The sequence below is a fragment of the Candidatus Merdisoma sp. JLR.KK011 genome (assembly GCF_036941125.1).
Taxonomy (GTDB): Bacteria; Bacillota; Clostridia; order Lachnospirales; family Lachnospiraceae; genus Laedolimicola.
Window position 1 is genome coordinate 1,062,641 of sequence record NZ_JAYWSZ010000004.1, and the last position, 18,051, is coordinate 1,080,691.

Below are 18,051 nucleotides of genomic sequence, written 5' to 3' on the forward strand. Positions count from 1 at the left end.
GAATGAGAATGAAAGAATTAGAGTTAAAATACGGATGCAACCCAAATCAGAAGCCTTCCAGGATATACGTAGCAAAGGGAGAAGATCTCCCGATTACCGTCCTTTGCGGAAAACCGGGCTACATCAATTTTCTGGATGCTTTCAACGGATGGCAGCTGGTAAAGGAGTTAAAAGAGGCTACGGGACTTCCGGCGGCAGCCTCCTTTAAGCATGTATCCCCGGCAGGGGCGGCAGTGGGACTTCCTCTTAACGATACGCTGAAAAAGATTTACTGGGTGGAGGATATGGGAGAGCTTTCCCCTCTGGCCTGCGCCTATGCCAGGGCAAGAGGGGCAGACAGGATGTCCTCCTTCGGAGATTTCATTGCCCTGTCCGATGTGTGTGATAAGGATACGGCTTCCATCATCAAGAGAGAGGTGTCCGACGGAGTGATTGCTCCGGGATATACGGAGGAAGCCCTGGAGATTTTAAGGGCCAAGAAAAACGGAAACTACAATGTGATTCAGATGGATCCCGAATACCGTCCGGCGCCTCTGGAGCATAAGGAAGTCTACGGCATTACCTTTGAGCAGGGACGCCAGGAGCTTCCCATTAATGATGAGCTTCTTTCCAAGGTTGTCACAAAGAACCAGGAGCTGACAGAGGCGGCGAAGATGGATTTGAAAATATCGCTTATCACTTTAAAGTACACCCAGTCCAATTCCGTGTGCTTTGTAAAGGACGGACAGGCCATCGGAATCGGCGCGGGACAGCAGTCCCGTGTCCACTGTACCAGGCTGGCCGGACAGAAGGCAGACAACTGGTTTCTGCGCCAGAGTCCCAAGGTACTGGATCTGCAGTTTGTAGACGGCATCGGCCGTGCGGATCGGGACAACGCCATTGATGTGTATATCGGGAACGAGTACATGGATGTTCTGGCAGAAGGAGCATGGCAGAGAATCTTCAAGGTAAAGCCGGAGGTGTTCACAGAGGAGGAAAAGCGGGCCTGGCTGGATCAGATGGCGGATGTAACCGTAGGATCCGACGCCTTCTTCCCCTTCAGCGACAACATTGAACGGGCAAAGAAAAGCGGCGTAAAATACATCGCCCAGCCCGGCGGATCGGTACGCGACGACCTGGTGATCGAGACTTGCGATAAGTATGGAATGGTGATGGCCTTTACGGGGATACGGCTGTTTCATCATTAATCGGAGTTAGAAAAGGGACTGATGCAGAAAAGCTTGGTGGCTTATTTTACATCAGTCCCTTAAATTTTAAGAAGCAGGCAGCGTCTGATTATTTACAGGAAGGGAAAAATACCGGGTAGGAAACTGCAGCATCTGCTCCATGGCAAAGGCAGCCGCCCCAAGCAGGGACAGGTTCCGCTCATCTGAAAGCAGGCGGATCTCCGGAATCGTCGTGTAACTGGACTGCCTTTCCCTCAGGCTTTTCTGCATACTATGAAGGAGCGTAGTACCGGCCTTGCTGATGGCGCCGCTGATAAGAATCAGATCCGGATGGAAGACATGAAGCAGCGAAAGAATCCCATGGCCCAGAGTCCGTCCGCATTCCGTAAGCAGCTCCGTGGCAAAGGAATCACCTTCCTTGGAGGCCTGAATAATAGCCTGGTAGGTAATGGTAGGAATATTGTTTAATATACTTTCCGAATGAAGGGAAAGCTGTTCCGCCGCAATCTCTTCCAGAGCCCGGCCGCTGCAGTAAGCATTGAGACAGCCGTTGCTGCCGCAGTAGGGGCAGGGACGTCCGTGATAGTCCACGGTAATGTGGCCCGACTCAGAAGAACAGCTGCTGCTTCCCGCATAGATATTGCGCCCGTCCGTAAGCCCTACGCCGACACCCGTATCCGTAAGAAAATTCATAATCACAAGATCCGGGCTTCTGTCTGTACGGAACCACCAATAGGCCAGAGCGCCGGTATCTGCGTCATGCTCCAAAAAGATAGGCAGATGCGTAAACTGGGACAGCTTTTCCTTAAGGGGATAGTAGGAACGCTTTGCCGGATCCTTCTCAAAGGGCGGCACCATAATGCATCCGGTATTGCGGAAGTAAGGGCCGGGCACAGACACGCCGATGGACACAATATCCGGGTATATCCGGCAGAAATCCTGGATATATCTTCCGGCCGTCTCCACCACTTCTTCAATGTTCCGGTTGGAAATGTAGAGGAAGGGAATCGATACCAGCTCCCCGTAAAAATTGCCGTGAAAATCACAAGCCTGCATCTCCAGGCGGTTCCAGAAAAGGTTGACAGCCAGAACCTTAAACTTGTCGTAACAAAAAGAAAGGCCGATGGAACGCCGCCCCTTTTTCCCTTCTATAAAATCTGTTTCGTAGATAATGCCGGCATCCAGAAGCGAGTGGATAATCTTGGTAATGGATGCCAGAGTCAGTCCGGTGGCCGCTCCCAGATCCGTTCTGGAACAGCCGGAATGATCCATCAGATAATACAACACTTCCGAACGGTTGGAATCCAATAGATCCGCTAAATTTTTTCCTTTTTTCACAATGAATTCTCCATAAGACTTATTGAATCAATTATAAGAAAGAAATGAACGGTTGTCAAATATATATGAATGAACCAGATGTTACAACTGCTTGTCCTTGAATAGGCGGAGCCTGTCCCAAAATCTGCAGCTTAACATGGTTAAATTGTTTAAAAACAAAAAGCATTCCCATAAAAAGGAATTGTCAAAAAATAAGGAAAGACAGGCTTAAACCACAAAAAAACTGTCGAAAAATATAGAACATAGGTAAAAATGACGGAAGAAGGGACGTGAATTTTATGGTGTACAGGCAAAAATGTATTGACATATATACTTAACAGTGTTAAAATAACCCTATCGAGCATATAATGCCGAAAAATTTAAAGGAGGATATTAGTTATGAAACAGAAGTTAGTAGCTGTAATGCTGACACTGGCAATGACAGCAGCACTTGCTGCATGCGGCTCTAAGGCAGAGACGCCGGCAGAAGCACCTGCAGAGACAGAGGCACCCGCAGAGACAGAGGCAGAGGCACCGGAAGCAGAAGCTCCCGAGGCAGAAGCGCCCACAGAAGGCGGAGCAGATTTATCTGCAATGAAATTTGGTTTTGTAGTTGGATCCTTTGAGCATACCTTCTACCAGCTTATCGGCGAGGGTATTGAGACAGAGTGTAAGGCACAGGGCCTTTCTGACAGCCAGTTCTCCGTACTGGATGCAAGCCTTGACCCGGTAATCGCAACCCAGAAGGTTGAGACCCTTACCGCTGACGGATGCAACGCAATCGCTCTTGCATGTAACGATGCAGCAGGCGTTAAGCCGGCCATCGAGAACGCTGACAAAGACGGCGTAGCAATGTTCACATTTGACTGTACATCCGAGTCTGAAGCTATCAACTGCTTCGTTGGAACAGACAACTACCAGGGCGGTGTGCTTGGCGGCCAGGAGCTTCTTCGTCTGTCTGAGGAAGGCGATACCGTAGCAATCATCGGATATCCGACCGCTTCTTCCTGCCTTGACAGAGAGAAGGGTGCTGTTGATACCGTAGGCGATCAGAGAAATCTGCTGAGCGGCTATGACTACAAGGGAGATGCAAACGAGGCTCAGAAGATCATGGAGAACATCCTTACCACCAATCCGGAAGTTAAGGCTGTATTCTGTGTAGGCGACCCGGCAGCAACCGGCGCTCTTGCTTCCATCAAGGCAGCAGGCTCTGACTGCGTAATCATCGGATTTGACGGAAACCCCGAAGCAAAGGAAGCTATCCTGGATGCTGAGAACGGAAAGTACTGGGTATCTGAAGTTTCCCAGAATCCGAAGGAAATCGGTGCAACCATCGTTCGCGAGATGATTTCCTTTATGACTGACGGAACCGTTACTGACAAGCAGATCTTCATCGCTCCTTACATTATTACAGCTGAGAACGCAGCAGAATAATCCGGCAGATTGAAGAATACATAGGATTGATTTAAAAAGAAGGGAGGTTATTCTTGAAGACTTAAGTCCGATTGGAATAACCTCCTTTTGTTTTTGGGGGAGCGAAGTACATGCAGCAGGCGCCCGTGACCGGATTTCCGCTCATGGGAAAACAAAAAAATATTGAGAAGGAATGAAGCTATGGAACCGATTTTACAGGTAAAAAATATCAGCAAAACCTTCCCCGGCGTAAAAGCCCTTTCAGACGTAACGGCTGACTTCTATCCGGGTGAAGTACATACCCTGGTTGGTGAGAATGGTGCCGGAAAATCCACACTGATTAAGATTATTTCCGGCGTTTATACACCGGATCCAGGCGGAAAGGTTGTTTTCGAGGGAAAAGAGATGAACTTTACCGAGCCCGGCCAGGCAATTGAGGCCGGAATCGCAGTTATTCACCAGGAACTTAGTATTGCCAAGGATCTGACTGTAGCCCAGAATGTATGGCTGGGCAGGGAAAAAAAGAAGAAAAACGGCCTTCTGGATAAGGCCAGGATGAACAAGGATACCCAGGATATTCTGGATTTTATGAAGGTTGATTTGAAGGCGACAACCATTGCCGGGGAGCTGAATGCGGCCCAGCAGCAGATGGTAGAGATTGCAAAGGTAATTTCCCAGAACGCCAAGGTTGTTGTAATGGATGAGCCGACCTCATCCCTGTCCGAACACGAGATTGACGCTCTGTTCGAGCAGGTACATATTTTGAAAAAGAATAATGTTTCAATTATATATATTACCCACCGTCTGAAGGAGCTGACGCAGATCTGCGAGCGTGTAACCGTTCTTCGGGACGGCTGCAAGGTAGATACCATGATGGTAGCAGATGTAACGGAGAAGCAGATTGTCGCCAGCATGGTTGGACGTGAGATGGGAGACTACTACGACAAGCACGACCATGAGCAGGGTAAGGAGATGCTCCGGGTAGAAGGCCTTACAAGAGAAGGTGTTTTCAAGGATATCAGCTTTACTGCTTATGCAGGAGAGATCCTGGGCTTTTCCGGCCTGGTAGGCGCAGGACGGACGGAGGTTATGGAAGCTATCTTCGGAGCAACTCCCATTGATTCCGGTAAGGTATTCGTAAAGGGAGAAGAGGTACACTTTAAGAATCCCAAGGAGGCCATTGCGAAAAAAATCGGCCTTGTAACAGAGGACAGAAGAAGAACAGGCCTTCTTCTGGAGAAAAACATCGTGGAGAACACCTCTCTTCCGAGCCTTCCCTTCCATGCAAAGAAGCTTGGCTTTGTCAACAAGGAGTGGGAGAAGGAGCAGGCACAGAAGTACAAGGAAAGCTTAAGGGTAAAGGCACCGGATCTGCAGACCATCTTAAGAACGTTGTCCGGCGGCAACCAGCAGAAGGTTATTCTGGGCAAATGGCTTGCCGCGGATTCGGAGATTCTTATTCTGGATGAGCCTACCAGAGGTATCGATGTAAATGCCCGTTCGGAGTTTTACGCGCTGATGAATGACTTTGTGGAGGCAGGCGGAGCAATCATTATGATTTCTTCCGAAATGCCGGAGGTAATCGGTATTGCCAACCGGGTTATCGTTATGCGAGAGGGCCGTATCAGCGGAGAGCTCACAGGCGAGGATATCAATGAGCAGAGCATCATCAGTCTTGCAAGCATCACCAGTGATGCCGAATAAGGAATTAAGATATAGAGAGGATGAAGGTAAAAATGGATAAGACGAGAGTAAAAAAGTTATTAAGTGAAAATATTGTAGTCATTGTTTTGATTTTACTTTGCATCGGATTTGGTATTGCCAGTGATACATTTTTCAGCGTAAGAAATGTCAGCAATATTCTGTCTCAGATGTGTACCAATGCCCTTCTGGCTTCCGGGCTTACCTATGTTATTATTCTTGGCGGTATTGATATTTCCGTAGGTTCCGTAGTTGCGGTAGCCGGAATCATCGCTTCCTACGCGGGACTGCAGTTTCCCAACATGGGAATTCCTTTTGCTATGGTACTTCTGATTGTCTGCGGTATTGCAGTAGGCCTTGTCTGCGGATTTATCAACGGCGTTCTGATTGCTTACTTTGATGTAATCCCCATGATCTGTACCCTGTCTACCATGACCGCTCTTCGCGGCGTGGCATACGTTATCACAGGCGGACAGCCCGTATACGGACTTCCCACTTCCTTTGCATTCTTAGGCGCAAGCCGTATCATCCCCACCGCTGGGATGCCCAACGGAGCAGTTCCGGTAGTTGTTATTTTCACCATTATCGTAGTTGCCATTATGCATATTCTGCTGTCCCAGACGGTATTCGGACGCCATGTATTCGCAGTGGGAAGCAACAAGAACGTTGCCCACTTAAGCGGTATCAATGTAAGAAAAATCACTTTCTACTGCCATGTGCTTTCTTCCGTAATGGCAGGCTTGTGCGGCGTTGTGATTGCCTCCAAGCTTCAGAACGGACAGCCTGGATCCGGCGAGGGCTATGAGATGTTCGCCATCGCGTCCACCGTACTGGGCGGAACTTCCCTGGCAGGCGGCTCCGGTTCCGTAGCACGGGCCATGTTCGGCTGTGCGGTAATCGCTGTTATCAAAACAGGTATGGATCTTCTGCAGATTTATTCCTATTGGCAGAACGTGGTTATTGGTTGTATAATTATCCTTGCAGTTGTATTAGACATGGCTCAGAAGAGGGGCAGAAATTAATATAGTTACAAGGAGCTTAAGAGGAATGAGTCGATTTTACTTAATTATGGATGTAGGCGGAACCAAGTCTACGGGAGCGCTCTTTACAGAGGAAGGTGAGCTGGTAGACGGGTATGCCCATGTTGTCCAGTCTCAGACCTATCACGGTGAAGAAGCCGTGTACCAGAATACCAGGAAGGTATTGGATGACGTCATTGCACACTTTGGTATCTCTGTGGATGATGTTATAGGAATCGGCGTAGGTGCGCCGGGACCCTTAGACCAGGAAAGAGGCGTGATTCTTGAGGCGCCGATGATGGGGTGGAGGAACTTCCCCCTGGCGGAACGGCTTTCCAGGGATTACGGAAAACCTACCCGGATTGACAACGACGGTAACTTAGGAGCCCTGGCGGAGCACCGCTTCGGCGAGGGCAGAGGTTTTGCCAATGTGATGTACATGACTGTCAGCACCGGCTGCGGCGGCGGAATCGTGATTAACAACCAGCTCTACCGGGGAAGGCACGGAGGCGCCGGAGAGGTGGGACACGTATCTATCGATCTGACGGGAAGGGAATGTCCCTGCGGTTCCACCGGCTGCGTGGAGATGTACGCTTCCGGTACAGCCATTGTCCGCCAGATGAAGGCTGACATGAAGGAAGGTATGAAAAACCAGGTCTTTGAACTGGCCGGTTATGAAGAGGAGAATCTGAACGGCCGGATTCTGACACAGGCGGCGGAAGCTGGGGATACTTATGCCCTGGATCTTTATCAGAAGGAAGGATATTACCTGGGCACGGCTCTTGCCAATTATTTTAACCTTTACGATCCCGATGTAATTGTATTGGGAGGCGGGGTGACCAAGGCCAGAACCTTTTTTCACAGGGAGATGGTGCGCGTGCTTAAGGAGAGATGCCTGCAGCCCGTGGATGAGAGCCAGATCCGGTATTCCATACTGAATGACCGGGTGGTGCTGTACGGCGCTTATTGTATGATTCACGACTATGTGGCCAGGGATGCGTCACAGAACTAAACACGCATTGGGCCCCTTTGGGGCTGGTAACAGAAAAATCATTGTTATGGTTCACCAAGTGAACCGTAACAAATCATCCGGGGCTGTCGAAAATATGACAGCCCCAGGTATTGCAAAACTGGAATAGGAGATATAAAATGAGTTTAGTAACATTAAAAGAAATTCTTGCCGGAACAAGAGAAAACCACTATGCCGTAGGAGCGTTTAATTTCAGCTGCCCCGAGGATGCGGAAGGAATCGTTATGGCGGGCGTAGAGAAGAATGCGCCGGTGATCCTTCAGGTATCCATAAATGCGCTGAAGTACAACGGCTTAAAAGCAACTGTCGGAATGGTAAAGGGAATGGCCGAGTCAGTAGATATCCCTGTATGTCTGCATCTGGATCACGCTACGGACTATGATCTCATCAAAGAGTGCATCCGGGAAGGCTTCACTTCCGTTATGATTGATGCTTCCAAGAAGCCCTATGAGGAAAACATCGCAGATACAAAGATGATCGTAGAATATGCGAAGGAGTACGGCTGTTCTGTAGAAGCGGAGCTTGGTATGCTGGGCGGAAGAGAGGAAAATGTAGTGGTGGAGGATTCCGCCGCTGCCATGACCAATCCGGACGATGTGCCGCGCTTTGTAGAGGAGACAGGAATCGATGCGCTGGCCGTAGCCATCGGAACAGCCCACGGCTTTTACAAAGCGGATCCCAAGCTTGACTTTGAGCGGCTGGAGAAGATTGTAAAACTTACGGACTGCCCCCTGGTTCTTCACGGAGGCACAGGCGTGCCGGAAGCAGACTTCCGCAAATGCGTGCAGATGGGAATGAGCAAAATCAATTACGGCACCGCCATCAAGTCTGTATTCGTAGGGGCCGTAGCGGCCGTGACTGCGGCGGAAGCAGCCAAGGAGCCGGGCAAGCAGGATCCCAGAAACCTGTTAAAGCCGGCCAAGAAGGCTGTTGCCGAGCATGTGGGCGAGAAAATCGACATCTATGGAAGTACCGGTAAGGCAGCACGCTAGTTTCGCGCGAATGCGGAACTGGAATATTACGGAACTGGAATAGGAGGACGACAGCATGAAATTAATGGACTATGTAAACGGAATCCAGCACATCGGAATTCCCACCAACGATCTGGCTGCAACAAAGGAATTCTACATCGGCCTTGGCTTTGAACTGGTATATGAGACGATCAATGAGAGCGGAGGCAACACCCCGGTAGCCTTCCTGCAGGCAGGCGATATTCTGATTGAGACTTACGAGAACAAAACAGCCGCCATGAAAAGGGGAGCCATCGATCATCTTGCCCTGAATGTACCGGATATTGAGCCGGTGTATGCCCTGGCAAAAGAAAAAGGATATCAGTTCCTGGAGAGTGATGAGATCGTATTCCTGCCCTTCTGGGAGAACGGCGTGCGTTACTTCCTGATCGAGGGACCAAACAAAGAGCCCATCGAGTTTTTACAGAAGCTGTAGGAGGATAGAATGGGAAAAGTATGGACAATGGGCGAGCTTCTGGTGGAAGTGATGCGCCCGGAAGAAAACATGGAATTTCACGAGCCTCTGACCTTTAAGGGGCCTTATGCAAGCGGCTCCTCCGGAATCTTTATCCGGACAGCAGCCAGAATGGGTGCGGAGGCAGGCATTATCTCCGGCGTAGGCAAGGACGGCTTCGGAAAATGCGTACTGGATCATCTGAAGGCTGACGGCGTTGATGTAAGCTATGTGCTGGAAAGCGAGCACGGTTCTACAGGCGTTGCCTTTGTAATGTATTATTCCGACGGAGAACGCAAATTTATCTTCCACTGGGATCACACTCCCGCAGTGGAGGCTAAGATGCCCGATGTGTCAAAGATGGGAGATATAAGCTTCTTCCATATGATGGGCTGCGCGCTGACCTCCAGCAAGGATTATGCAAAAGAGATCGTAAAGACCATGCATGCCATGAAGGAAAAGGGCGCAAAGATTTCTTTTGATCCCAATATCCGTATGGAGCATATGAAGGAAGCGGAGGACTACGATATTATTCAGGAGGTTGTGAAGGCCACCAACGTATTTCTGCCGGGCAAATCCGAGCTGCGTCTGCTCACAGGAGAGGAAGACATCGAAAAGGCAGTGAAGAAATGCTTTGAATATCCGGATATGGAGATCGTGGTGCTTAAGAACGGTTCCAAGGGCTCTACCGTATATACCCGTGACGGCCATTTTGAGATGGGAGCATATCCTGTGGAAGCTCTGGATGCCACAGGAGCCGGAGACAGCTTTGACGGAGCATTTATTGCATCCCTTGCCCTGGGACGCTCCTTAGAAGATGCGGCAAAGGCAGGCGCTGCGGCAGGCGCGCTGAATGCGGCGGCATTCGGCCCCATGGAAGGAGATATTACTCCGCAGACCGTGGCGGATATGATTGCAAAGAATTCTTAAACCGGCATCTTGTAAAGGAAGAGACAGCCGGTAAAACGAAGGCTGCCGTAAAATAAACCAGGAGGATTTTCGAAAGCGTGAGATGGAAAACCCAGCCGGTTTGTTTTGCAGCAGCCTTTTCTTTTGAATATAGGAAAGCGTGGTGAGAAACGGTGAGAGCTTTTGGGAATCCGAAGACCATGATCATCGTAACAGGTGGGCCCGGAACCGGGAAAAGCTATGGGGCCGCCAAGATTGAGGAGGAATTTGAAGGACTTAAGAAGCTGTCCTATGATGAGATTAAGGAAAAGAACTGGGATATTTTTGGATTTGATAATAAGGAGCAGAAAGAGGCCCTCAACAAGTTCGGCCTGGAAGAATTCTATCTGTATGTGCAAAAATCCATGCGGAATACAGAGTCTATTCTCCTGGAATACCCATTTTATCAGTACCACAGGCCGCGTCTTTTTGAACTGGCGAAGGAGTATGGCTACAATGTAATCACCGTCTACATGTACGGGGATTCCAAAGTGGTCTACGAACGCAGCGTCTGCCGGGACAAGGGAGGAAAAAGGCACCCGGGCCATCTGACAGAGCGCTACCACAAGGAAGAGGTAAGGGAGGACGAACCTGCAGCGGAGGATGCCATACCAGACTACGAGGCATTTTTAAAATGGCTGAAGGAACGTAATTATGATATTCGGCTGGGCTATACCATTGCTGTAAATGTGACGGATTTCAGTAAAATCAATTATGGCAGGATCATGGACGAGATTGCCGCCCATACGGGGCCGGAGGATTGTTTTTTATAGAGAAGGGATATTACGGAACTGGAATTAGGAGATTGATATGCTTGATTTATATAGTATAGGCGAGATGGTGATTGACTTTATTCCCGGCACGGAGCCGGGAAGCTATGTGCGCAATGCCGGCGGCGCTCCGGCCAACGTGGCCATTGCCATGGCAAGAAACGGCCTTAAGGCAGGCATGTGCTGCAGCGTAGGCGAGGACGACTTCGGGCGTTTTCTGATAAAGACCCTGGAGGAAAATCAGGTGCGCTGCATAAAGCCTAAGCTTTGCGAAGAGGCAATTACAACCATGGCTTTTGTAAGCCTGGCGGAAAACGGAGAAAGAACCTTCACCTTTGCCCGAAAGCCGGGAGCAGATATGTTTTTGCTGGAGGAGGATGTGAAGGAAGAAGATATAAAGGAATCCTGCATCATTCATGCAGGCTCCTGCTCCCTGTCCGCGTCTCCGGCCTCGGAGGCAACCGTGCGGGCCATGAAGCTGGGGCATGAGATGGAAAAGCTGGTGAGCTTTGATGTGAATTACCGGAACCTTATGTGGAAAGATGACCAGGCGGCATGTGGAAAAGCCGTGCTGGATCTGCTGCCCCTTGTGGATATCTTAAAGATTTCCGAGGAAGAGGTGGACATGGTAGGGGGAGAAGAGGGGCTTTTTGAACTGATGGAGCGCTGTTCCCTGTCCCTGATTGTGGAAACCTTGGGCTCTGCAGGGGCAAAATGCTATTTTGACGGCCAGATATTGACTATTGAGGGACGAAAAGCCAAAGCAGTAGATGCCACAGGAGCCGGAGATGCCTTCTGGGGCGGATTTTTATCCAGCCTGCGCATCCAGGGAGTGGAAAAGACCAAGGATCTGACTGCGGAAATTATAGAGAAGGCCCTTCGCTACGGCAATACCGCAGGCTGGATCTGCGTTCAGCATAAGGGAGCGATTTCCTCCCTGCCTACAAGAGAAGAAATTGAAAAAAATCTTTAAAAACGGAAAGGATATAGAAGCCATGAGTCATTTATGGGAAGAAAAATGCATTATTTCCCCCTCCCTTATCTGTCTGGATATGTGTAATCTGGAAAGCCAGGTGCGCATTCTGGAAAACCATGGGGTGAAGGCTCTTCATGTGGACATTTTGGACGGGCATTTCAGCCCCAGTATGCCTTTGGGGCTGGATACTGTGCGGCAGCTTCGGAAGAAAACGGATCTGGAATTTGACTGTCATGTGATGGTGAAAGAGCCGGATTATTTTGTGGATGAGCTTCTGGATATCGGCGTGCAGCAGCTGGTATTTCATGCAGAGACTGCAGATCACCTGGATGGTATGCTGAACCGGATTCATGCAAAGGGAGTCCGGGCCGGAGTGGCCTTGAAGCCTGGAACCCCCCTGTCTGTACTTGACTACGTACTGGAAAAATGCGATACTGTCCTTCTGATGCTGATTAACCCGGGCTATGCCTTTGTAAAGGCCGAAAGCCAGGTTCCTTACGGAACCAGGAAGATCCGGGAGCTTCGCAGCATGATTGAGGAACGGGGGCTGAATACGAAGATCGAGATTGACGGAAGGATATCCCCGGATAATATCAGAATGTATGGGGAGAAGGACGTGGATATCTTCGTCACCGGAAGTACCTGCATTAAGGCGGATGATATGGAGAACAGCCTGGCAAAACTTATGGCCCTCCAGGCCGAGATTGCCGGCTGACAGAAAAGTCAGAGTGATTTTACTCTTTAGTGCTGTCGCGCAGCGACTTTAAAACAGTAATATCCCTCACAGTGCACAAATCGATTTCCAGAAACATGGGTTTGTGGCTGGAAATTGATTTCAGACCAGTGTACTGGGAGGGATATTACGAAACTGGAATAGGAGGCAAGAAAGTGAGTAATTTTGACGAAGATTATAAGAAGGCATGTGAGGAGGTTCTGGATGAACTGGGACGCACGCTCTCCAGTGTGGATCCGGCTTCTCTGGAAAAGCTCTGTGATGAGATCTTCAAAGCGGATCAGGTGTTTTTCGTGGGAGTGGGAAGGGTGCTTTTAGCCCTCCAGTGCGTGTGCAAGCGTCTGGCCCATTTAGGAATCCGCACCCACTATGTAGGCGAGATTACAGAGCCGGCTATTACCAAAAAGGATCTGCTGATTGTGGGAAGCGGAAGCGGAATGTCCCTGTTTCCTCTGGGCATTGCAAAGAAAGCCCATACCATAGGCGCAAAGATCGTACATATCGGATCCAATCCCAACAGTGAGATGAAGGATCTCTGTGAATTTATGGTGCGGATTCCCGTGCGGACAAAGTTTTACCTGGAGGATGAGATTGATTCCTGCCAGCCTATGACCTCTCTGTTTGAGCAGTCCGTGCTTCTCCTTGGGGACGTGCTGGCAAAGATGATCATTGAGAGAAGGCAGCTTGATATGAAGGGCCTGTGGCAGTACCATGCCAATCTGGAATAACACGCAGGCTTTGGGAGATAGGAGGTGCCTATGGATAAGAAAGAATTGTATCAGTATGTAGGAAGTATGCAGCAGGTGGCCTATGTGCGCCCCATTGCCTACGAGGAAGGGCGCAGCAGCGGCTTAAAGGCATACGAGGTAAAAAACGGCGGGCTGTGCTTTCGTGCACTGGCAGACAAGTGCCTGGATGTGTCGGAGCTTTCCTACAAGGGAATGAACCTTAATTTTCTCTCTAAGCCGGGACTCCAGGGGAGGGGTCACTACGACACCCATGGGGAGGAAGCCTTAAGAAGCATTATGGGAGGATTCTTCTTTACGGCGGGCCTTGAGAATATCTGTGCGCCCTTAAGCCTTGAGGGGAAGGACTACCCGATGCATGGCCGCATCCGCACCACCCCTGGAGAGCATTTGTGCGGAGATGCTTTCTGGGAGGACGGGGAGTACGTTCTGCGGATACAGGGAGAGATGCGCGAGGCGGAGCTTTTCGGAGAAAATATGGTTCTTCGCAGAACCATAGAGTCCCGTTACGGGGAGAAGTCCTTTACGGTGACAGACGAGATTACCAACGAGGCTTACCGGAGAGAGCCCCTGATGCTCTTGTATCACATTAATATGGGTTATCCCTTCTTGGATGAGAATACCCGGCTTCTGATTCCCGCCAGAAAGGTAACGCCGAGGGATCCGGAAGCAGAAGGCCATGAGGATCGGTACGACCGGATGGAAGCGCCGAAGCCGGAGGAACCGGAGTATGTGTTTATCCACGATCTTAAGACAGACGAGAATCAGAATACCTATGTCTGTGTTATGAACCGGGAGAAAGAGATCGGCCTGAAGATTGAGTTCAATATGAAATACCTGCCCTATTTTATGGAATGGAAATCCATTGCCGCAGGAGATTACGTCATCGGCCTTGAGCCTTCCAATTCCAGCGTATACGGAAAAGCCTGGCACGTGGAGCATGACTGCGTGCATTACCTTGAGCCCTTTGCTTCGGAAACAAATGTGCTGAAATTCACCATTGCCGACACAAAGGAAGAGCTGGACAGGTGGGAGAGGGAATTTAAAGAAAAATTTGCAGGGATTCAGTAACGTTTACCTATCACGGCGGAAAACTGAGGAACTGTAAAAATATAAAAGAAAGAAAGGATGAAAGAAATGAAACGTTCGGAAATCAATAAGGTTATTAAGGAATTTGAGGGGCTGTTAAACGAGTATAAGTTTGCGCTTCCGCCATTCTGCCATTTTACTCCCGAGGAGTGGGCAGAGAAAGGCCATGAGTTTGACGAGATCCGGGACAATGCCCTGGGCTGGGACGTGACGGATTACGGCGAGGGCCATTTTGACACTCTGGGCCTTGCGCTGATCACCATCCGCAACGGCAATGCAAAGGATCCCAAGTATACGAAGGTATATGCAGAGAAGATTATGATGGTGAAGGAAGGACAGATTTCCCCCAATCATTTCCACTGGAATAAGATGGAGGACATCATCAACCGGGGCGGAGCAGACGTTGTATTCCGTCTCTGGAATGCGGATCGCGAGGACGAAGGAAAGCTTCTGGACACTCCGGTAGAGATCTTCAGCGACGGCAGATGCTACACGGTTGAGGCGGGATCCGAGATCGTGTTAAAGCCCGGCCAGTCCTTAACCCTGTATCCCTACTACTACCATGAATTTACTGTGCGCAACGGCGTGGCTCTTATTGGAGAGGTTTCCATGACGAACGACGACAACACAGACAATCGTTTCTATGAACCTATTGGAAGATTCCCCTCCATCGAGGAGGATGAGCCTGCTTACCGTCTGCTGTGCACGGAGTATCCCGAGGTAAAATAAAAAGCCGGGAAAATCCGTTGACAAACAGCCGGATACCCGGTATACTAAAATTCTGAAATTGTTTAAGATTTCCGCACAGCCGGGGAGTTAGCGGTGCCCTGTACCCACAATCCGCTATAGTGGGGGTGATATCCTGCCTCGGGCTTTTGAAACGGTATACGGCCCTCTGTAAGCAGCACTGACGTCTGGGTCTTGCGCAACAGGAATCTGTGAACCGAGTCAGGTCAGGAATGGAGCAGCTCTAAGCAGAACCTTCTGTGTGCCGTAAGGTCACCTGGGCCGAGCCGGCTGCAGGGGTAACCGATGCTGTTTCTGGTTCAAAGCAGGATGTGCGGATTTAAATAAAGCTTAGGATATGCCGGGGGCGCAGGCTTCTGTGCATAAGGATATGCAGACGAAGGAGGGAGTTATTGCTTATGCAGTAATTCCTTTTTTACTTATCGTATAGAAAGATCGGAAGGGAGGCGGGGATCCCATGAGAATTTTATTAACGGCCATCAATGCAAAATATATCCATTCCAATCTTGCCGTCTATAGCCTGAAGGCATCCGCAGGAGAGCTGTCCCCGTATGTGGAGCTGGCAGAATTCACCATCAATCACCGGACAGAGGAGATCTTAAGAGAGATCTATAAAAAAGATCCTAAGGTTTTACTTTTTTCCTGCTATATCTGGAACATCCGGCAGGTGAAAGAGCTGGTGAGGGAATGCAAAAAGCTTCTGCCCCAGGTGCCTGTCTGGCTGGGAGGGCCGGAGGTATCCTTCTGTGCCTGTGAGCTTTTGGAGGAATATCCAGAGCTTACGGGGATCCTTACCGGCGAGGGAGAGGAAAGCTTCCGGCTTCTGACGGAATGCTATGTGACAAAAGCAGAGAAGTGGGATGAGATCCCAGGGGCCGTTTACCGAAGATCAAAGGTCATCCGGGAAGGGGCGGAAAAAAGCGGCCCAAATCAAGAGAAGCAGCAAGAGGAATTATGCGTCAACCGGCCGGGAGAGCCTCTTGCGCTAAACAGGATTCCATTTGCCTACAAAGGACTTACGGATTTTGAGCACCGGATTATCTACTATGAATCCAGCCGGGGATGTCCCTTTTCCTGCAGCTACTGTCTCTCTTCCGTGGAAAAGCAGGTCCGCTTTCGGGATTTGGAGCAGGTTTTTGCACAGCTGCAGTACTTTCTGGATGCGAAGGCGCCCCAAGTAAAGTTCGTGGACAGGACTTTTAACTGCAGCCATTCACATGCTCTTGCCATATGGAAGTATCTTTCAGAGCATGACAATGGGGTGACGAACTTTCACTTTGAGATTGGGGCGGATTTGCTGAATGAGGAAGAGCTGGCGCTGCTGGAAGGGATGCGTCCGGGGCTGGTTCAGCTGGAGATCGGCGTACAGTCTGTAAATCAAAAGACCCTTAAGGCGATTCACAGGAAAACGGATCTGGAGAAGCTGCGGGCCAATGTGGAGCGGATCCGCAGGGCAGGCAATATCCATCAGCACCTGGATCTGATAGCAGGCCTGCCCTATGAGGACTATACAAGCTTTGCTCATTCCTTTGACACCGTATTTGCCATGAGGCCGGAACAGCTGCAGCTGGGCTTTCTAAAGCTTCTGCAGGGTTCCCCGATGTATCGGGAGGCGAAGCAGTACGGCATTGTCTGCCGGGAACAGCCGCCGTACGAGGTGCTGTACACAGACTGGCTTTCCTTTTCCGATATTTTACAGTTAAAGGCAATTGAAGAAATGGTCGAAATCTATTATAATAGTCATCAATTCCGGTATACTTTGGAGAGGCTTTTAAAGACCTGTTCTTCTCCCTTCCGGTTTTTTGAGGAATTGGCGGACTTTTATGAGAAGAAGGATCTGAATGCCATAAGCCATTCCCGGCTGCAGCGGTACGAGATTCTGCTGGATTACATCCGGGAGAGGCATCCTGGGGAGGAAGCGGTATACCGGGAGCTTCTGACCATAGACCTGTATCTTCGGGAGAAGGTAAAAGGCCGTCCGGCATTTGCCTCTGATCAGCGGCCCTTTGAGGACCGTATCCGGCAGATTCGAAAGCAGGTGGGAAAACAGCATCATGTGGAGGTGCTGCTGGAGCAGAAAAAGAAGCCTGTTTATCTGATTTTTGATTATGAAAAGAGGAATCCGCTGACAAAGGATGCCGATACCTGGCAGTGGATAGATGCGAAAGAGGAAGAATAAGATGACAGATACATACATTGCCCTGGATCTGGAGACGACAGGGCTGAACCCTTCAACAGACCGGATTCTGGAGATTGGGGCCGTTAAGGTGATTTGCGGAAAGCAGGCAGAGACTTATGAGACATTGGTAAATCCGGGCAGGAAAATCGAAAGACGGATTGAGGAGCTTACAGGTATCACGGATGAGATGGCGGCTGGCGGCATGGACACCCGGGCGGCGGTAACGGGGCTCGTGGAGTTCTGCGGGGATCTGCCCCTCCTTGGGCACAATATTATCTTTGACTACAGCTTTGTAAAGCAGAATGCCGTGAATCTGAATCTGCCCTTTGAAAAGCAGGGGATAGATACCTTAAAAATTGCAAGGGCCCTGTTTCCGGAGATGGAGAGCCGAAGCCTCCAGGCTCTTTGCGCCTACTATGAGATTCGGCCAAAGATGGCTCACCGGGCGGCATTTGATGCCCTGGCTTCCATGGAGCTTTACCGGCGGATGCGGGAGCAGTTTCCCGAGAGTCCGGAGGAGCTTTTTGCCCCCAGGCCGCTGAGCTATAAGGCAAAAAAACAGGGGCCGATTACGCCGGCGCAAAAAGGGTACTTGAATGATCTGTTAAAATATCATAAAATAACATTGGAGCTGTCTGTGGACAGCCTTACAAAGAATGAAGCATCAAGGATAATTGACGGAATTATTTCGGAGCATGGGAGGATTCAAAGATGAACTGGTACAGTAAGAAGACGAGAAAGATCATTTCTACT

At 49.8% G+C, this 18,051-nt stretch carries 17 protein-coding genes and 1 other RNA gene; 17 read left to right on the forward strand and 1 reads right to left on the reverse strand.

The features are described 5' to 3' along the window. The first annotated feature begins 8 nt into the window (after window positions 1–8). Complete coding sequence (locus tag VV089_RS18990; protein ID WP_334337014.1) at window positions 9–1,187, forward strand: phosphoribosylaminoimidazolecarboxamide formyltransferase; 1,179 nt, start codon at window positions 9–11, stop codon at window positions 1,185–1,187. A 66-nt stretch (window positions 1,188–1,253) separates the two neighbouring features. Here the strand turns inward: VV089_RS18990 and VV089_RS18995 are convergent, their stop codons facing one another. Then, complete coding sequence (locus VV089_RS18995; protein ID WP_334337015.1) at window positions 1,254–2,504, reverse strand: ROK family transcriptional regulator; 1,251 nt, start codon at window positions 2,502–2,504, stop codon at window positions 1,254–1,256. Between the two features lie 378 nt (window positions 2,505–2,882). On the opposite strand from VV089_RS18995, the gene VV089_RS19000 reads away from it, so the two are divergent. The 16 genes from VV089_RS19000 to VV089_RS19075 all read left to right on the forward strand — a co-directional run bounded on the left by VV089_RS19000 (window position 2,883) and on the right by VV089_RS19075 (window position 18,013). Continuing rightward, complete coding sequence (locus VV089_RS19000) at window positions 2,883–3,917, forward strand: substrate-binding domain-containing protein (protein WP_334337016.1); 1,035 nt, start codon at window positions 2,883–2,885, stop codon at window positions 3,915–3,917. Window positions 3,918–4,097: 180 nt separating this feature from the next. After that, window positions 4,098–5,600 carry a sugar ABC transporter ATP-binding protein gene (locus tag VV089_RS19005; protein ID WP_334337017.1) on the forward strand — a complete coding sequence of 501 codons (1,503 nt, stop codon included), beginning with the start codon at window positions 4,098–4,100 and terminating at the stop codon, window positions 5,598–5,600. A gap of 32 nt (window positions 5,601–5,632) precedes the next feature. After that, the gene (locus tag VV089_RS19010) at window positions 5,633–6,619 is read left to right on the forward strand and encodes an ABC transporter permease (protein WP_334337018.1); all 987 of its coding nucleotides are present in this window, start codon (window positions 5,633–5,635) and stop codon (window positions 6,617–6,619) included. A 25-nt stretch (window positions 6,620–6,644) separates the two neighbouring features. Next, window positions 6,645–7,628 carry an ROK family protein gene (locus tag VV089_RS19015; RefSeq protein ID WP_334337019.1) on the forward strand — a complete coding sequence of 328 codons (984 nt, stop codon included), beginning with the start codon at window positions 6,645–6,647 and terminating at the stop codon, window positions 7,626–7,628. 137 nt (window positions 7,629–7,765) lie between these two features. Further along, complete coding sequence (locus tag VV089_RS19020; protein ID WP_334337020.1) at window positions 7,766–8,638, forward strand: class II fructose-bisphosphate aldolase; 873 nt, start codon at window positions 7,766–7,768, stop codon at window positions 8,636–8,638. A 55-nt stretch (window positions 8,639–8,693) separates the two neighbouring features. Further along, a complete protein-coding gene (locus tag VV089_RS19025; RefSeq protein ID WP_334337021.1) occupies window positions 8,694–9,092 on the forward strand; it encodes a VOC family protein in 399 nt (132 codons plus the stop codon). Between the two features lie 9 nt (window positions 9,093–9,101). After that, window positions 9,102–10,040, forward strand: coding sequence for a carbohydrate kinase family protein (locus VV089_RS19030; RefSeq protein ID WP_334337022.1), 939 nt, complete (start codon window positions 9,102–9,104; stop codon window positions 10,038–10,040). A 152-nt stretch (window positions 10,041–10,192) separates the two neighbouring features. After that, window positions 10,193–10,831, forward strand: a complete 639-nt coding sequence (locus VV089_RS19035; protein ID WP_334337023.1) for a zeta toxin family protein — start codon at window positions 10,193–10,195, stop codon at window positions 10,829–10,831. A gap of 37 nt (window positions 10,832–10,868) precedes the next feature. Next, window positions 10,869–11,801, forward strand: coding sequence for a carbohydrate kinase family protein (locus tag VV089_RS19040; RefSeq protein WP_334337024.1), 933 nt, complete (start codon window positions 10,869–10,871; stop codon window positions 11,799–11,801). Between the two features lie 22 nt (window positions 11,802–11,823). Then, window positions 11,824–12,519, forward strand: coding sequence for a ribulose-phosphate 3-epimerase (locus tag VV089_RS19045; RefSeq protein WP_334337025.1), 696 nt, complete (start codon window positions 11,824–11,826; stop codon window positions 12,517–12,519). A gap of 173 nt (window positions 12,520–12,692) precedes the next feature. Then, entirely contained in the window at window positions 12,693–13,265 is a 573-nt protein-coding gene (gene hxlB / locus VV089_RS19050; protein WP_334337026.1) for a 6-phospho-3-hexuloisomerase, read from the forward strand. A 30-nt stretch (window positions 13,266–13,295) separates the two neighbouring features. Further along, a complete protein-coding gene (locus VV089_RS19055; RefSeq protein ID WP_334337027.1) occupies window positions 13,296–14,354 on the forward strand; it encodes an aldose 1-epimerase family protein in 1,059 nt (352 codons plus the stop codon). 66 nt (window positions 14,355–14,420) lie between these two features. Continuing rightward, entirely contained in the window at window positions 14,421–15,101 is a 681-nt protein-coding gene (locus tag VV089_RS19060) for a D-lyxose/D-mannose family sugar isomerase (RefSeq protein ID WP_334337028.1), read from the forward strand. Between the two features lie 71 nt (window positions 15,102–15,172). Beyond that, window positions 15,173–15,436: signal recognition particle sRNA large type (gene ffs, locus VV089_RS19065), an RNA gene on the forward strand. Between the two features lie 140 nt (window positions 15,437–15,576). After that, window positions 15,577–17,298, forward strand: a complete 1,722-nt coding sequence (locus tag VV089_RS19070; protein WP_334337029.1) for a B12-binding domain-containing radical SAM protein — start codon at window positions 15,577–15,579, stop codon at window positions 17,296–17,298. Window position 17,299: 1 nt separating this feature from the next. After that, window positions 17,300–18,013: a 3'-5' exonuclease gene (locus VV089_RS19075; protein WP_334337030.1), complete on the forward strand. Its 714-nt coding sequence runs from the start codon at window positions 17,300–17,302 to the stop codon at window positions 18,011–18,013. Window positions 18,014–18,051: the final 38 nt, after the last annotated feature.

Coding starts and splice junctions, on each gene's coding strand:
- VV089_RS19010 (WP_334337018.1), top strand. CDS start 5,633: ATGGATAAGACGAGAGTAAAAAAGTTATTAAGTGAAAATATTGTAGTC.
- VV089_RS19030 (WP_334337022.1), top strand. CDS start 9,102: ATGGGAAAAGTATGGACAATGGGCGAGCTTCTGGTGGAAGTGATGCGC.
- VV089_RS19040 (WP_334337024.1), top strand. CDS start 10,869: ATGCTTGATTTATATAGTATAGGCGAGATGGTGATTGACTTTATTCCC.
- VV089_RS19015 (WP_334337019.1), top strand. CDS start 6,645: ATGAGTCGATTTTACTTAATTATGGATGTAGGCGGAACCAAGTCTACG.
- VV089_RS19020 (WP_334337020.1), top strand. CDS start 7,766: ATGAGTTTAGTAACATTAAAAGAAATTCTTGCCGGAACAAGAGAAAAC.
- VV089_RS19000 (WP_334337016.1), top strand. CDS start 2,883: ATGAAACAGAAGTTAGTAGCTGTAATGCTGACACTGGCAATGACAGCA.
- VV089_RS19060 (WP_334337028.1), top strand. CDS start 14,421: ATGAAACGTTCGGAAATCAATAAGGTTATTAAGGAATTTGAGGGGCTG.
- VV089_RS19045 (WP_334337025.1), top strand. CDS start 11,824: ATGAGTCATTTATGGGAAGAAAAATGCATTATTTCCCCCTCCCTTATC.
- VV089_RS19070 (WP_334337029.1), top strand. CDS start 15,577: ATGAGAATTTTATTAACGGCCATCAATGCAAAATATATCCATTCCAAT.
- VV089_RS19075 (WP_334337030.1), top strand. CDS start 17,300: ATGACAGATACATACATTGCCCTGGATCTGGAGACGACAGGGCTGAAC.
- VV089_RS19025 (WP_334337021.1), top strand. CDS start 8,694: ATGAAATTAATGGACTATGTAAACGGAATCCAGCACATCGGAATTCCC.
- VV089_RS18990 (WP_334337014.1), top strand. CDS start 9: ATGAAAGAATTAGAGTTAAAATACGGATGCAACCCAAATCAGAAGCCT.
- VV089_RS19005 (WP_334337017.1), top strand. CDS start 4,098: ATGGAACCGATTTTACAGGTAAAAAATATCAGCAAAACCTTCCCCGGC.
- VV089_RS19055 (WP_334337027.1), top strand. CDS start 13,296: ATGGATAAGAAAGAATTGTATCAGTATGTAGGAAGTATGCAGCAGGTG.